The sequence below is a fragment of the Paenibacillus sp. UASWS1643 genome (genome assembly GCF_008693195.1).
GTDB classification, from domain to species: Bacteria; Bacillota; Bacilli; order Paenibacillales; family Paenibacillaceae; genus Paenibacillus; species Paenibacillus amylolyticus_B.
On the sequence record NZ_VXKZ01000107.1, the window covers coordinates 151,366 to 167,262 of the forward strand.

The 15,897-nt window shown below is 46.9% G+C and carries 14 protein-coding genes; 10 read left to right on the forward strand and 4 right to left on the reverse strand.

Going from position 1 to position 15,897, the window contains the following annotated elements; translation table 11 throughout:
• Positions 1-72 precede the first annotated feature (72 nt).
• From FE296_RS14085 to FE296_RS14095, 3 genes are read left to right on the forward strand one after another with little or no spacing between them, the layout of a single operon-like run.
• Complete coding sequence (locus FE296_RS14085) at positions 73-987, forward strand: ABC transporter ATP-binding protein (protein WP_150365330.1); 915 nt, start codon at positions 73-75, stop codon at positions 985-987.
• The gene (locus FE296_RS14090; protein WP_124117934.1) at positions 984-1,700 is read left to right on the forward strand and encodes an ABC transporter permease; all 717 of its coding nucleotides are present in this window, start codon (positions 984-986) and stop codon (positions 1,698-1,700) included. Before FE296_RS14085 ends, FE296_RS14090 begins: the two co-directional genes overlap by 4 nt.
• A gap of 1 nt (position 1,701) precedes the next feature.
• Positions 1,702-2,436: an ABC transporter permease gene (locus FE296_RS14095; RefSeq protein WP_091018485.1), complete on the forward strand. Its 735-nt coding sequence runs from the start codon at positions 1,702-1,704 to the stop codon at positions 2,434-2,436.
• A gap of 94 nt (positions 2,437-2,530) precedes the next feature.
• Here the strand turns inward: FE296_RS14095 and FE296_RS14100 are convergent, their stop codons facing one another.
• Positions 2,531-3,091 carry an acyltransferase gene (locus FE296_RS14100; RefSeq protein ID WP_124117932.1) on the reverse strand — a complete coding sequence of 187 codons (561 nt, stop codon included), beginning with the start codon at positions 3,089-3,091 and terminating at the stop codon, positions 2,531-2,533.
• Positions 3,092-3,769: 678 nt separating this feature from the next.
• Here FE296_RS14100 and FE296_RS14105 point away from each other — a divergent pair.
• Positions 3,770-6,478: a PAS domain-containing hybrid sensor histidine kinase/response regulator gene (locus tag FE296_RS14105; protein WP_124117931.1), complete on the forward strand. Its 2,709-nt coding sequence runs from the start codon at positions 3,770-3,772 to the stop codon at positions 6,476-6,478.
• Between the two features lie 258 nt (positions 6,479-6,736).
• Here the strand turns inward: FE296_RS14105 and FE296_RS14110 are convergent, their stop codons facing one another.
• Positions 6,737-7,690, reverse strand: a complete 954-nt coding sequence (locus FE296_RS14110) for an L-lactate dehydrogenase (protein ID WP_150365332.1) — start codon at positions 7,688-7,690, stop codon at positions 6,737-6,739.
• A gap of 545 nt (positions 7,691-8,235) precedes the next feature.
• Here FE296_RS14110 and FE296_RS14115 point away from each other — a divergent pair.
• Together FE296_RS14115 and FE296_RS14120 are read left to right on the forward strand one after the other, a co-directional pair.
• On the forward strand, positions 8,236-8,922 hold the full coding sequence (locus tag FE296_RS14115) for a hypothetical protein (RefSeq protein WP_124117927.1): 687 nt from the start codon (positions 8,236-8,238) through the stop codon (positions 8,920-8,922).
• 136 nt (positions 8,923-9,058) lie between these two features.
• Positions 9,059-9,880 carry a serine/threonine protein kinase gene (locus FE296_RS14120; protein WP_150365333.1) on the forward strand — a complete coding sequence of 274 codons (822 nt, stop codon included), beginning with the start codon at positions 9,059-9,061 and terminating at the stop codon, positions 9,878-9,880.
• Between the two features lie 215 nt (positions 9,881-10,095).
• Here FE296_RS14120 and FE296_RS14125 read toward each other — a convergent pair whose 3' ends face one another.
• Positions 10,096-10,305, reverse strand: coding sequence for a hypothetical protein (locus FE296_RS14125; protein ID WP_017690946.1), 210 nt, complete (start codon positions 10,303-10,305; stop codon positions 10,096-10,098).
• A gap of 207 nt (positions 10,306-10,512) precedes the next feature.
• Between FE296_RS14125 and map the strand changes: the two genes are divergently transcribed.
• Together map and FE296_RS14135 are read left to right on the forward strand one after the other, a co-directional pair.
• Positions 10,513-11,259, forward strand: coding sequence for a type I methionyl aminopeptidase (gene map, locus FE296_RS14130; RefSeq protein ID WP_076215941.1), 747 nt, complete (start codon positions 10,513-10,515; stop codon positions 11,257-11,259).
• 174 nt (positions 11,260-11,433) lie between these two features.
• The gene (locus FE296_RS14135) at positions 11,434-12,447 is read left to right on the forward strand and encodes an NADP-dependent oxidoreductase (protein WP_150365334.1); all 1,014 of its coding nucleotides are present in this window, start codon (positions 11,434-11,436) and stop codon (positions 12,445-12,447) included.
• 119 nt (positions 12,448-12,566) lie between these two features.
• Here the strand turns inward: FE296_RS14135 and FE296_RS14140 are convergent, their stop codons facing one another.
• Positions 12,567-13,052: a CcdC family protein gene (locus FE296_RS14140; RefSeq protein WP_190945223.1), complete on the reverse strand. Its 486-nt coding sequence runs from the start codon at positions 13,050-13,052 to the stop codon at positions 12,567-12,569.
• Between the two features lie 217 nt (positions 13,053-13,269).
• On the opposite strand from FE296_RS14140, the gene FE296_RS14145 reads away from it, so the two are divergent.
• A complete protein-coding gene (locus FE296_RS14145; protein ID WP_150365336.1) occupies positions 13,270-14,424 on the forward strand; it encodes a HEAT repeat domain-containing protein in 1,155 nt (384 codons plus the stop codon).
• Positions 14,405-15,847, forward strand: a complete 1,443-nt coding sequence (locus tag FE296_RS14150) for a glycosyltransferase family 2 protein (protein ID WP_150365338.1) — start codon at positions 14,405-14,407, stop codon at positions 15,845-15,847. The genes FE296_RS14145 and FE296_RS14150 overlap by 20 nt, the downstream gene beginning before the upstream one ends.
• Positions 15,848-15,897: the final 50 nt, after the last annotated feature.

Genomic DNA, 15,897 nt, shown 5'->3' on the forward strand with positions numbered 1-15,897 from the left:
AACTAAACTTAAACTAGAGACTACTTTGGCTTTAACCTTGGAAGGTTACGATAGTTCCGAGGTGATCATACAGTGAGTGAAAATATTATTCAAACGGCGAATTTATGGAAAACATACCGGGACCGTGCAGCGGTCCGTGAACTTGATCTGCATATTAAAAAGGGAGATATCTACGGCTTCCTCGGTCCCAACGGTGCCGGCAAAACAACAACGATTCGCATGCTTCTCGGCTTGATTAAACCAACCAAAGGCGTGATCCGTATCTTCGACAAGGATATCCGCAAGGATCGCATGGATATCTTGCGCCGTGTGGGTTCCTTGGTCGAATACCCGTCCTATTACGGACATCTGAACGCAGTAGAGAATCTGGAAACTTTGCGCCGCATCATCAATGTACCAAAATCAAGAATTGCTGAAGTGCTGTCCATTGTAGATCTGACCAAGGATGCCAAACGTTCGGTGAAGGGGTACTCCCTTGGGATGAAGCAACGTCTGGGTATTGCCAGCGCTTTGTTGGGTGAACCGGAGCTGCTGATTCTGGACGAACCAACGAATGGGCTCGATCCTGCCGGTATTCAGGAGATTCGGGAACTGATCAAACGTATGCCTCTGGAACATGGCATTACCGTTCTGGTTTCCAGTCACTTGCTGAGTGAAGTCGAACAGATGGCAAGTCGTGTTGGTATTATCCGTGAAGGCAAGATGGTGCTTCAGGATACCATCGCAAGTCTGCATAGTCAGACGGGTAGCTCTATCCGGTTAACGGTTTCCAAGCCGGAAGAGGCTATGAAGCTGGCGAGAGAACAGGGACAATTTGGTCAGCAACAAGGTTCTGCATTAACGTTCCCTTATATGGATAACAGTTCAGTGGCACTGCTTGTGCGCCGATTGATTGAGCAGGATCATGATGTGTATCGTGTAGAGGAACAGCGTCAGTCACTGGAAGATCTGTTCATGCGGGTCATTGGCGAGGGGGCTTCCATATGACCGGGCGTGCATTATCGTCGGACTGGCTCAAGATTCGGGGGAAAGGGATCTGGTTTCTTATCTTTCTGGCCCCTCTTGGATTGACAGCGATGCAGGCGCTTAATTTTGGCTTACGGCTGGACTATCTGAAAGAGCAGTATGCAGATAACCTGTGGGGCGGATTGCTCGGCAATGTGGTTGTCTTTGTGCCCTTGTCTCTGATGCTGGGAGCAACTATTCTTAGCTCCATGATCGCTAATATCGAGCATGAACAGGGATCGTGGAAACAGTTGCTTGCGATGCCCATTCCCAGACCAGCCGTGTATTTAGCCAAGTTCCTGCTTGCTTGTGTGCTGCTGGTGATCTCCTGCCTGCTGCTAACCGCAGGAATTGTTGGTCTGGGTCTGGTCCTCGGATTCCATGCCAGCGAAATACCTTGGACACATGCGATCAAGCTGGGGCTATTGCCTTTGGCTGGTGCACTTCCGGTGTTGTCACTGGAGTTGTGGCTCACAATGGTCAATAAAAATCAGGCGCTTCCCGTCACTCTGGGAATTGTTCTCGCGATAACAGGCATGTTTGCGCTCAGTATCTCACCGTATTTTCCACTTGCTTGGGCACAGATGGCTTGGAATGGACCTAATCCATATCTGTATGCAGGCATGGGGGCAGGTCTGGGGCTCTTGATCCTGTTGTTGGGTATGGTGCATTTTAGCCGGAAGGATGTGGCCTGATATGAGCTTTGCGACAACGTATTTTCGAATTTTGTCTGCTGAGCGGTTGAAGATGGGCAAATCACCCATATGGCTCCTGATTCTGTTAAGTCCACTTATTGCACTGCTCATCGGACTGTTGTCCACTCCATCGGGGAATTGGCAGGTACTGATGGGCACCATGGTCTTCTTACACGGATTACTCCTTTTGCCGATGCTGACTGGCGTGTTTACGTCCTTTGTCTGCCGTTTCGAACATGCGGGAGGAGGGTGGAAGCAGATGCTGGTTTTGCCGCTCACACGTTCAGGTGTATATGCTGGCAAACTGACGATTGTACTCATGCTTCTGGCGGGTACACAAGTGTTGTTGCTGATATCCATTTTGCTGGCAGGCATGATCCATGGCATTACGATGGAGATACCCTGGGGATTCCTGGTGGGCAAACTACTGCTTGGGTTGCTGGCCTGTGTACCCTTGGCTGCCCTGCAGATGTTCGTTTCATTGGTGTGGAGTAGCTTTGCCGCACCGCTCGCACTGAATTTTGCACTGACCATACCGAATATTCTCATTGTAAACTCGGCGACATATGGGCCGTATTATCCATGGGCACAACCGATGATTCTGATGACACCCGTGGACGGCGCGGGTTTCGGAGCCTACAACGTGCCACTGATGACGATGCTGGCGGTTGTTGGAGGCAGTGCTGTTATTTTTATTGGAATCGGCATGATGTATTTTGCGAAAAAAGAAATCTGAATAATCCATTACCCACTTGGTTATCGTAAATCAAAATCCTCTTTAAGCAAAACATGCAACGTTCTATTGTATGTGAGCTTGAGGGGATTTTTTTCTAATGTCTGACCCAACCATCATGAATGGTCAGTTCCCGAATGATTTTGGCCGGCGCTCCGGCTACCAGTGTATTCTCGGGTACATCTTTGGTCACCGTGCTTCCTGCTGCCACGACTGCATTTCTGCCAATAGTCACTCCCGGCAGAATGAGTGCGCCTGTACCAATCCAGGCATTATCCTGAATCACAATCCGCTTGGCAGTTTGGCTCCCGTCATCCAGCGAGTCAATTCGGTGGTAGGCACTGTCGAATATGCTTGTTCGAGGACCAATCATGACGTTATTGCCGATGGTCACTTCAACGTTAGCGGCAATCCCGACTCCTGCATTAATCATGACGTCATCGCCAATCGTTAATCGCGCGCCTTTGACCACCGTTAACTGGGTTCCCCAAGGTTTGCCTATAATGTTAAGCCGCTTTCCCACCTGCAGGTCACCCAATCTATTCAGATAAACCTTACCCCTGATTCGTGGCAGCAGGCCCATAGAGGGCTGAATTTTACCAAAGATGGCCAAACCTCTTAGTTTGCCATAAATAATTTTAACTCTGTTGGGCAGCATGATTCATCCGTCCTCTCCGTAGTTGAAAATCGTTTTTTTAACGATTATAGCCTTTTTGATACAATTTGTATCGTTAATTTTACGTCAAGGCATCGTAAGAGCGGATGATCTCTCTTTCCTTGAGGAGCTTTTCTTCAGGGGGAGTTCGGGTCATCCTCTCAGCTCGCTAACGAATCTGAGGAGTCTTAATCAAGGATTTGAAGTGATCGCAGCAATCTAAGGAACTTGAGACATGTTATATCCAATGAAACAACCGTTTGCAGCGTTTATCTCAGGAGATTATAGGGATTAGCGTGTCTGATGTTCTTTAAAATTTAAAAAGGGCACATGTACGCCAAATAAGATGTCCTGAGCTCTTTAGAAAATCGTTCAGCCATTCGCCAGATTCAGCTGACTTGGAATTGAACTTCAAGGTTGTCAGAGGTTAACATTAATCCTTGTATAACTTGTCTTTCATTGAAGACGCTCCTAAGTAATATCATAATTCCAAGTATTACCTCACACATCATGTGAATTGAATCATAGATTGTAAGCAAAATGAGACGAGAATCTGGTAAAATAAAAAAAGCTGTTTCTAGGCAGGCTTACATGGTTATTCGAGGGTAGGCCCATTTTTGTAAGGGATAATTAATCCCTGTTGTTAGATGAAGATATTGGCTGAGAAAAGAGGGGTAAGCCTTGGATATTAATAAAATGGAAACCCTGAAGCGCATTATTTCTGAGGGAAGTTCTTACCAATCACTGTTTTTTAACCATCCGGATGCCATTTACGTAATGGACATCCATGGAAACTATATTGATGCTAATCCCTCGGTAGAGCGGATATCGGGGTATACACTGGATGACTTGATTCGTATGAATCAGGGTGAGATCTGTCCTCCGGACAGTGAAAATTCACGCAAACAATACATTAAAGAGGTAATGGCTGGACGTTCAGTCAGTAATTCCATTACTTTTTATCATAAAGATGGTTCCCTGAAACAGGCAGAGATCACGTATGTGCCTATAACGGAGGGAAAAGAAGTTGTAGGAATCTATGGCATTGCCAAAGATGTTACCGATATCCTGGAAGTGCAACGTGAGCTTAAGGAGGCACAGGAGAAATATCAGGTGCTGGCTGACCATGCACAAGATTTGATTACAACTTGTGCTACGGATGGCGAGTTATTATACGTTTCCCCTTCCGTGTACACCTTACTGGGTTATAAGTCGGAGGAAGTCATAGGAAAGTCCTTCAAGGATTATTGTTATCCGGGAGATTATCCGGACCCTATGGATCTTTCCAAGATCGGCAATGGCTGCAAGATGCGTGTGTTGCACAAAAAGGGACATTATATCTGGATGGAGACATTGGCAAAACCTGTGGCTGGAGAGCGTGGCAAGAGTGTCCAGATTGTAAGCATCAGCAGGGATATTACCCAGCATAAGGATGCGGACAGACGTCTTCGGGAAAGCCGTCAGCGATACAGATCGTTGTTCGAACATAACCCGGCAGCTGTGTATTCATTGAATCTGGAAGGTAAATACAGCGCAGTGAACAGCAAACTGATGCAAATGCTGGATATTCCGCGCAATAAGCTTATTGGCCAATCTTTTTTATCCAATCTTGATAAATGCGAAGTACAATACGGCAAACATTATTTTGAAATGGTGAAGCAAGGCGAACCGCAATATTATGAGACCCGAATCGTCAATTCAAGAGGTCGGAAGATTGAAGTATCTGTTACGAATGTGCCCATTATTGTGGATAAGGAAATGGTAGGCGTCTATGGGATCGTGTCCGATATTACCGAGCGCAAGGAATATACGGAGCGGATTCAGGAGCTCAGCAAGCAACATGAGCTGATCCTCAACACGGTTACGGAAGGAATATATGGTTTGGATGCGGATGGAATCACCATGTTTATGAATCCTGCAGCAGCTTCGATGTTCGGTTATGAGGCGAAAGAATTCATTGGCAAAAACTCACATCCCATCATACATCACACCCGTGCAGACGGAAGTCATTTGCCACAAGAAGAGTGTCCGATCCACATGACCGTGTTGGATGGACAGAGACGTTCAATCAAGGAAGATGTATTCTGGCGTAAAGATGGCAGCAGCTTTCTGGTGCAGTATCAGGTGACGCCGATTATTGAACAGGGACAGATTCAGGGCGCCGTGGTTGTGTTCAATGACGTGACTGGCGAACGTGAAATTGTACGTGCCAAAGAAACAGCTGAGCTGGCAGCTCAGGCCAAGTCAGAATTTCTTTCGATGGTTAGCCATGAGATCCGGACACCGATGAACGGGATCGTGGGGATGACAGAATTGTTGATCGGTACCGATTTATCGGAAGAACAGCGTGAATATGCCGAGATTATTCGAGACAGTGGCGATGCTCTGCTGAACATCCTTAATGATATTTTGGACTTCAGTAAGCTGGAATCCGGGAAAATGGCACTGGCTTATGAACCATTTGCATTACGCAAGATGCTGGAACAGGTTGCTGAACTGTTTAAACCGCGTGCAGATGAGAAACATCTGGATATCAGATATCGTCTCAATCCGAGCATCCCTGAGTTCATGGTCGGTGATGCCATACGTATCCGGCAGATTCTGGTGAACTTGGTTGGCAATGCGCTCAAGTTCACAGATCAGGGAAGCATTGATGTTAACGTGGATATTATTAAGGGCAGAAAGCCTGAAGACAGCGTTCTTGATTTTGCGGTCCAAGATACGGGAATTGGCATCCCGGCTGACAAGCTGGATCAGTTGTTTCAGTCCTTCTCTCAACTGCATCCGGTGATTAACCGGAAGTATGGCGGTACAGGGCTGGGACTGGTCATCTCCAAGCGACTCGTGGAGATCATGGGAGGCAGTATCAGTGTCGAGAGTATAGAAGGGGAAGGCTCAACCTTCCGGTTTGCTGTTCCTGCGGCGAGTGTAGATGCTTCAGCAGAACAGACAGTAAGTCAGTTCCATCATGATCGCACACGTCAGAGTGACAAGGTCGCCATGCGTATTCTGGTGGCGGAGGATCATCCGGTAAACCGGAAGATTTTACGAGAATATCTGGAGAAGCTCGGATACCACGCAGATGTATGTACCAATGGTGTGGAGGCAATTGATGCCATCTCTCAGAATGCTTATGATATTGTCCTGATGGATATTCATATGCCTGTGATGGATGGACTAAAGGCGACAGACCTGTTACACCGCCTAATTCCACAGGATCGCATACCTCCAATCATCGCAGTTACAGGCAATGCCAAACGTGAAGACAAGGAAGCTTGTCTGGAGATTGGTATGCGTGATTTTATTAGCAAACCGGTTATGCTGAGTGAGTTGAAGCGGGTGTTACAGCAATGGGGACCAAGGGACGAACCTCAACTTGCACCGAATTGAACAACTACCCAAATCAATTTCATAACTCACTAAAATCAATTTCTGTAACTAAATATAGACAAAATGAACCGTTTTGATCTATATCTAGCCTTGATTGAAGCAGCTAAAGGTATTATGAGATTGATTCACCTGGCTGTGAAAATAATAAACGCAAACATGCCAATAATCCTCCACTGATGGAGTGTTATTGGCGTGTTTGCGTTGGCAGGCTTTTGAAGTTGAGCCCAAGTATACAAAGTGGAGTTGTACACGAATGGCTTATACCAGTGTCAGACGATTGATGTTACCAGATAGGATTTCACAGGAATTGTTGAATTTCTCACGTTCCGCCGCATCCAGATTCAACTCGATAATCTCCTGAATACCATTGCCACCGATGATTGCAGGAACACCGACGCAAACGTTGTGTTGCTCGTACTCTCCGTCCAGAATAGCCGATACGGCGATGATCTTGTGTTCGTCATTGAGGATGGAACGAGTGATGTGAGCGAGGGCGTTGCCAATCCCGAATTGGGTAGAGCCTTTGCGAGTGAAGATCTCCCATCCCGCATCTTTCGTTTTGCGTGCGATATCGTCCAGATCCAGATGTTTGAAGCGCTCCTTGTGCTGATCCATGATGTGCATAATCGGTTTGCCACCGATGGTCACATGGGACCAGGCTACGAACTGGGATTCTCCATGCTCCCCGAGAGCATAACCATGCACACTGCGTGGATCGATGGAGAAGACTTCAGACAGCAGGGTTTTGAGCCTTGAAGAGTCAATGGACGTCCCTGTGCCGATGACATGCTCACGCGGCAGGCCAGATAATTTCCATACCATATAAGTTACTATGTCAACCGGATTAGCAGCGACGACAAAAATTCCGTTAAATCCACTGTTCATGATCGGGACCACGATGTCTTTGGCAATCGATTCCGCTTCCTCCAGAATATCCAGCCGTGTCTGTCCTGGTTTGGGATTCGCCCCGGCAGTTAAGACGATAACATCCATATTGCCACAATCGGCGTATGTGCCTGCATATACCTTGGTGCGATTATGTGTGAAGTCCATACAATGGGAAAAATCCAATGCCTGAGCTACAGCACGGTCATACGTCTGGTCCACCATCATAATTTCCCTGCAAATTGATTGATTAATCATGGAATACGCACAACTCGAACCGACAAGACCCGCCCCGATCACCGCTACTTTGCCTGATTTTCCTAACACTGCCGTTCAGCCCCCATTTAGATTGATATTTATCCGTTACTAATGCGTCCTATGTTAAGTATTGTCCTTTATTTTATGCTGAAGTGCACTTCTACGTTACATAAGATAACACATGGAAAAGCTGTGCAGCAATGATATCCGCTATCGCGGGAGCGTATTGGAGTAAATGAGTTAACAAAATTGACATGAATAATTCTTAATCATAGGATTTGACGGCGTTTGCACCTGTGTCATTCGACATGACAGCATTCATGCTCGTTGTCGGATTGGGGGTTATTTGTGCGGATCATATACCTGACAAAACTTCTTATTAATCCGCAGAAACAGAACAAAACCGCCAAAGGGATCTGCCGAGAAGCTGACGAATACATACGGACAAGCAAAAGATAAGCATACTTGATCCATGAGACAGGTTGCCCCGATCCGATGACGGTTCCATAAAGGAACGCTGAAGCCATAATGTTTTTATCCAAGAATCAATTTCATAACTTACTAAAGGTATTATGAAATTGATTCCCAAAAGACTTCATTCCGGGAGGGAATTAATGATGATTGAAGAAGCAGGAGCAACGACGGAAACGGCCAAGAGCCTGGGCATAGGTGCCAGTACTCTTCGTAAATATGCGGCGGCACTGGAAGAACAGGGATACCGGTTCGAACGGTCCGCCAACAAATCGAGACTATTCAAGTCCGACGACATCGAGTGCATTGAACGTCTGATGACTGAACTCAGAGAGCATAATCTACCGCTGGCTGATGCTGTGGTGACTGTCTTGGCTCCAGAAGTACCTGTAGCTGCAGTAGAAGTAGATGTACCGGTGGTGGGAATTGAAGGTCTGTCAGAGACGGAATGTGCAGCGACAGTCATGTCATCTATACTCCCTGAAGAACCTGAAATAATGGGTAATCTGAGATCCTATGAAGGTCTGGGGCAACTGGTAAGTGAGGTGACTTATGGTGCTGTAGAACAACAGCAGGATGATCGGGTACAGCTGCTGCAACAGCGGGTCGATGAACTGGAGTTGACCCTTCAGCATCTGGCGGAGACACATATGGCGCTTCAGGAACAGATGGAAAAACAGCGTCTATGGATGAACGAGAAGCTGGAGGAAGAGCGGGATCGTGAACTCGTAACCAATCTGCGCAGTTTCCAGGGAAGAAAACGCAAACCAAAAGGAGTATCCCTGCGTATGTTGTTTGGGTTCCTGCCCAAGAAGCATAAGGAAGCTTGAGCAACAGGCATTTACCCATCGTGATTTTACAGTATCGGCCTGATATAATAAGCTCCATACAACATGAAGACTGGCAACGAACTGCTCAGTATAGATTAAAGACTGAGTGGATCAGGAAGCTGGCGTGGGAGGGTCTGTGGAGCTGCGACGAAGTTGGCAAAGATTGCTCGGATTATGGACGGATCGTCCTCGCCAGGAAGGCACGACCATTGCTGAGCGTTATACAATACAGGAATCGCTGGGTATGGGGAGCTATGGGCTGACATACCTGTGTACAGATGACCAGAACGGCAGGGAAGTGGCGTTGAAGGAGTCCAAACCTAGCAAGGGCAGACTCTCTGCGCACCTGTTGGAGCGGGAGGCGGACGTGATGAGACGTCTGCATCATCCGGCGATCCCTGATCTATTGGATGTGTTCACATCCGGGAGACGAAGTTATATCGTTACCGAGTATATTCGTGGACAGACTCTGGAAGATTGCATATTTGAGCAAGGTCTTCAATATACGGAGCGGGAATGTCTGGAATTGGCAGGTCAACTGCTGGCTCCGGTGGCTCATGTACATGAGCAGGGATATATTCATGGAGATGTGCGGATTCCCAATGTTATTTTACGTGAAGGGACGGTGCATCTGATTGACTTTGGCCTGGCGAGACGCTTGGGGGAGCCGTTGTTGCCGGAGCTGAAGCGACGTATGCGTGAAGTCCCTGAGCCTGAAGATGAGCGGGCTACACCGGATCATGATCTGCAGGATATCGGCCACTTTCTTCTCTTTATGCTGTATTCGGCTTATGAGCCAGAGAAGGGCCGCGAACCCGCCAGCTGGCAGGAGGAACTTAAGCTTACGCCTGAATTGCACCAGATGCTGGAGCGACTCCTTGGACTCCGTCCAGGTTATGAAGGCGGAGCGACGGAGTTACAGGCAGAAATTGAGAATGTGTTGCTGAAATTACAATGAAATAAGCTCTATAGGCGGACCTATATTTGTTATCCGTGACCTCTTCGTACGATATTTATAGGGGTCTTTTTCCTCTTTGCTATAGAAACAATAAAGGGGTGTTCTGTTATCCGTAAGTACGGATAACAGAGCACCCCTTTATTACATATTCATTTATTGAAGCGTCTAATAAGCTGGTATAATCATTGTTCTTTAAAAGCAGTCATGCGAGCCGCTTAGCTGGAGCTATATTTCCTGCTTTTGTAATACCCGGAGCCACTGCGGCTGTCCCGGTATTTCACATCCGAAGAAGAATAGCGCTTATAGGAACGCTTGCCTGAGGAACTGCTGTGACGTTTATAGGAGCGCCTGTCCGAGGAGCTGTAACGTTTGCGGTGAGATGAAGATTTGGAATCAATAAGTTTGCCGATAATCTTTTTGAACATGAGCTATCACCCTTTCGACTTCAACTGTTTTAAGCATATACGTGGTCAGATATGGAGGGGTTTCGATTTTTTCATGGATAATTGTATTCATTGGACAGGAGCTTGGCGTATAATAGGATGTTGCTGATTGCACGGAATTTTTTATTTTGAGTGTTTAGCGTTACAATAGAGGACAGGATAAGATTTTAACGGACAGGAGTAGTTATTATGATTACATTAAAGACCAAAGAACAGATTGAATATATGAAAAAAGCCGGAGAAATTCTCGCCGCATGCCATAGAGAAATTGCAAAGATGATTCGTCCGGGCATTACGACACAGGAGATCGACCAGTTTGCAGAAGCTTTTATGAAGAAAAATGGCGCTACGCCGGAACAAAAGGGATATAACGGATACCAATATGCGACATGTGCGTCGGTTAATGATGTGATCTGTCACGGGTTTCCGGGAAAATATGCACTGAAAGACGGCGATATCGTTACAATCGACATGGTGGTTAATCTAAATGGCTGGCTGGCGGATTCGGCCTGGTCATATGCCGTAGGTGAAGTGACTCCGGAAGCACAACATCTGCTGGATGTAACCAAAAACTCTCTGTACAAAGGCATTGAACTTGCCGTGGTGGGCAACCGGATCGGAGATATCTCCAATGCGATTCAAGTGTATGCAGAAGGTGAAGGCCTATCGGTTGTGCGTGAGTTTATTGGTCACGGCATTGGTGAGAAGATGCATGAGGAACCACAAGTCCCTCACTACGGTCCGCCTCATCGGGGTCCGCGTCTCAAGGAAGGCATGGTTATTACGATCGAACCGATGCTGAATATTGGTACGTTCCGAAGTAAGCTGGATTCAGATGGATGGACTGCTCGTACTATGGATGGAAGTCTGTCTGCCCAGTATGAACATACGATTGCGATTACGGCGGATGGTCCAGTGATTTTGACAGCACAATAATAGCCAAAAGCAGCTACAATGTGACGATATTTGCATATTTCAAGGCGGCCCACGTTTGTGATCCGCCTGTTTCGGTTTAAACTATTAAGAAGTGATAACACAGAGCCGGTGGTAAGTGATCTCAGCTGACAAGGGTTAACCTTGCGCCCACTTGGCAACAAGGAGGTAATTTTGGTGTCTTTAAATAAACAAATCGTACTTGCGTCTCGTCCCGAAGGTGCCCCTTCCAGAGAGAATTTCAACTTCATTGATGCACCTCTTCCTGAACCGGAAGCTGGGCAAGTTCTGGTACGTACATTATATTTGTCGGTCGATCCGTACATGCGGGGCCGCATGAAAGATACAAAATCCTATGCTGCACCGTACGCGTTAAATGAAGTGATCAAGGGTGGAGCCGTTGGACAGGTTGTAGAATCTTCGGAACCCAATCTGCGCAAAGGAGATCTCGTATCCGGTATGTGGGGCTGGCAGCAATATGCCGCAGTAAATACGGGGGATCTGTCGCTGATCGATACGGAAGAAGCGCCAATCACCGCTTACCTGGGTGCGCTGGGCCTGATGGGTCTGACGGCTTATTTTGGTATGGAAGACATCGGCAAACCGAAGGACGGCGAAACCGTCGTTGTATCTGGAGCAGCCGGAGCGGTAGGCATGATTGCAGGTCAGATTGGTAAAATTGTGGGAGCACGCGTGGTAGGCATTGCAGGCTCTGATGAGAAATGCGCTTATTTGAAAGAAAAGCTGGGCTTCGACGTGGTGTTGAACTACAAGAAGGAGCAGGATATGTCAGCGGCCATTGAACGGGCTTGCCCAAATGGCGTAGATGTCTACTTTGACAATGTGGGCGGTGACATCTCGGATGCAGTCTTGCGCCACATCAATCGGAATGCACGTATTCCGTTATGCGGTCAGATCTCGTCCTATAATCTGGAGAAACCGGATATCGGGATGCGACCACAGACGTTGCTGTTAACGAATACAGCATTAATGAAAGGTTTCCTGCTGGGTGACTATACGAAATCCTTCAAGGAAGGCCGCGCCAAGTTGGCGAAATGGATCAAGGAAGGTCATATCCAGTATGAAGAAAACATTGTGGACGGGTTCGAACAGACGCCGGAAGCATTCATGGGTCTCTTCTCGGGAGATAATCTGGGCAAGCAACTGGTTAAGGTTGCAGATCCTGAATAGATATTGAATGGTTTACATGTACAATTAGGTTGGACACGAAAAGACACGTTCTGCGCACCAATGGTGCAGCAGAACGTGTCTTTTTTATCTGTAAATCTGTGCGTGGTCTATGTAGGGTACTAGTGTTCGGCGACCAGCACTTCTTTGTAGTGTTTGTACATATATACACGCCAGCGTACAATCATGCCAAAAGCCAGCAGGAAGAACAATCCGCCCGTTTGCGGAATACTTACATATCGCTGAATGACTTCATGCAGGATCAGGCGTACGGCCAACAATCCAAGCAAGATAAAAACAAAGCTGCGAGAACGTGTGGCGAAAATTTCTTCACCTACTCGTTCAAACCGTGTACTGCGAATGAGGGGATAGGAGAAAAGGAACCAGCCCACCAGGAACGCAATGAATGCCCAGAGTAGAGGAATATGAGTCTCCGGTACAACAAACATGAGAAACCCTGTGCTCATGCCGAGCGGAGGAATAAGGATTTTACGAATGGTCACCGGTCTGTGACTGGCTTTCATGCGGATGAAGATGGCAAGCAGTGCCATGACAAGCATGCCCACGGTTGCTCCGATTTGCAGGTAGTACGGACTGATTTGAGCCACGTAGAACTCCCTCTTTCTGGAATAATATGTTATCCGGTGATCCGGAACCCAGTACGAATTGCCGGAATTTTCAGTTCCTATTATATCACAAACGCATAAAGCCGATAGAAAGCTTAGTGTATCATATACCCGATATGTATTCACAGGGTGTATTTGAAAATTTTGTATTATTGTGCCCGTTGTAAGGCCGTTTATTCGATTAAGGGGAAATCATGCAATGATTGGACAACAATGGATGTATATCAAGCTTATCGGCTCACATCATAGAGGGTGGCTTATGGGTAATACAGATTGGTTAGTACATGTGGTCAGCCTTGTATGTGCAAGTGTACTAGCTTTTTTGCTGGTTATCTACGGTTACATCTTATGGATGAAATATAGCAGTAGGCGCAGGGAAAAGGTTAAGACGGCACTGGTGCATGAATTACTTGCAGAAGGTTCATTTCTACAGCGGTACCTGAACGAGGGAGAAATTGGCGTAAACTTATTGAATATGAGTGGAGATCAACAGATCGTTTTGCAGCAGCTGTTATTGCAACGACTTGCTCAAGGTCCGGTAGAGCACGAGACTCTGCGAATTCGTCTGTTATCCTGGCAAGTCTTTGGAAGCTCATACCGATTGATTTTGAAGACAGGAAAGTGGAGTGAACGGATTAACACGTTGTTATATATTGAACAGTTTCATATGGTGGAACTTCTGCCCAGGTTAGAGGATATGCTACGGGTTACTTCCTGTTCGCCGCTTGAACGCTTCATCATTTTACGCATATATGCCAGAACCGGTTATTTCAGAATTGTGAAGGAATTGTTGCGTGAGCAATATGTATGGTCCGATTCGCAGTATCTGCAGATTCTGCTGTTGCTTACCAATTCATCCTGGACTCGTCTGAAGGATCATTTCAAGGATGTACCTTATCAGGTCCAGTGTAATATCGTCCAAGCCATTCGTATTCGGGATGACCAGACGGAGGGTGCTGTTGTTCTACTGGAGAAGCTCATTCTTGGAGAGGATGCATTGCTGCGTACCCATGCGTATCAGGCATTGGCTCAAGTGGGCAGAGGTCACGAAGATATGCTGAAGGGGCTATTGCTGGTATGGAACGAATCTGGTGAGGAGAGGCAACGCTCTGAAAGACTAACAGTGACCCAGCTTATGGGTACTGTTCATGCGGATGCTTTTATTCCTAGACTGAAGGTAATGATGGGTGATCCTTCTTTTCAGATCCGACAGGAAGCGGCGAACTCTCTTGCCCGGTACGAGCAGGGACTTGAAGAACTCCGGGAAACGGCTGTAAACCATCCGGATAAATATGCAAGGCAGATAGCGGAGGAAACGCTGGAAAGGATGCAGTATGGACGAAAGATGGATTGAGATGTTGCAGAGTTTTGTTTTGGCATGTTACGAGGGGATATTTATCTATCTGGTGTTAGCGATTGTGATGTGTAGTGTTCTGGTAGTTGCTGCCGCTCGCACATTGATTCGCCAGAGGGATCTGGACCCGTTGCAATATCATGAAATGTTGGATGAAGCACTGGCTCCTGCGGTATCCCTGCTTGTCCCGATGCGTAATAGTGAGAATACGATCATACAGCGAATTAATTGTCTGCTGGATATTCAGTATGCACGTTATGAGGTTATTATCATTAATGATGGATCAAAGGATGGGACAATGTCACGGTTAATAGAAACCTATGACCTGATGCCCATTCGGAGTAAAGTTCATTATTCAGGACTCGGCCAGGAGACGGCTCAGATTAAATGTGTCTACCAATCCAGGTTGCATCATCGTCTGGTTGTGATCGACAAGGAATATGGAGGACGAATGGACTCCCTGAATGCAGGCCTGAGTATCTCGCAATATCCTTATATCGCCTCTGTTGGGCCCCGGACATTTCTGGAACGGGATGCATTGGTGAAGATTATGAAACCCGTTATGGATGCTCTCCCAGGAGAAGAGGTCGTTGCTTGTAGTGGTCGATTAGATCTCATGGCCCCCAGAAATATGGATCATACAGATTTAACGGAAAACAGCACAAGACATACGGACAGTACGTTGTATGTAATGCAGACCATTGAATACGTGCGTGCTTTTTTGATTGGTGGTGTGGGACTTGTTCGTTACAATATTAATGTGCTTTTATTTACGGCCCAAGTATTCGGTGTATTCAAAAAGAACCGGGTGTTGGAAGTTGGGGGTTACAAGCGCGACGACCAGGTCGCTCACATGGAACTGGTGATGCGGTTACAGAAACATATGAAGCAGATCAAGGAACGTGGCCGTATTATATATATTCCCGATCCGATCTGCAGGGTAGAAGTACCCGGTACATGGCGTCAGCTGTGCAGACAGCGTATCGGTTGGCACATGCAGCTTGCAAGCAGTCTATGGACTCAGCGGAGCATGATCTTCAATCCGGCCTATGGCTGGATGGGGATGGTATCCATCCCGTATTTTATTCTGATCGAATTGTTGGGGCCTGTGATGGAACTGGGAGCGATTTTGCTGTTCATTGCAGGCATAGGGCTACAGTTGGTGGATATCAACCTATGCATCATTCTCGCTCTGCTGCTGACGCTCTATGGTTCACTGTTGTCCGCAGGTATGGTAATGTTCGAAGTATGGTGTTCACGCAAAGCGTACACGTCCAGAGCAGTGACGCGTCTGTTATTGTATGCTTGTTCGGAGACGTTCTGGTTCAGACCGCTGAACAATATATTCCGTATGTTTGGCATTTTGCAGGCTATGGGATTGAGGAAGGAAAAGGAGAAGGAGATCAGAAATGGATTGGGGTAATCTATCGGCAATCCTGGTAATACCTTGGAACAGAGCAAGGAGGAAGAGGC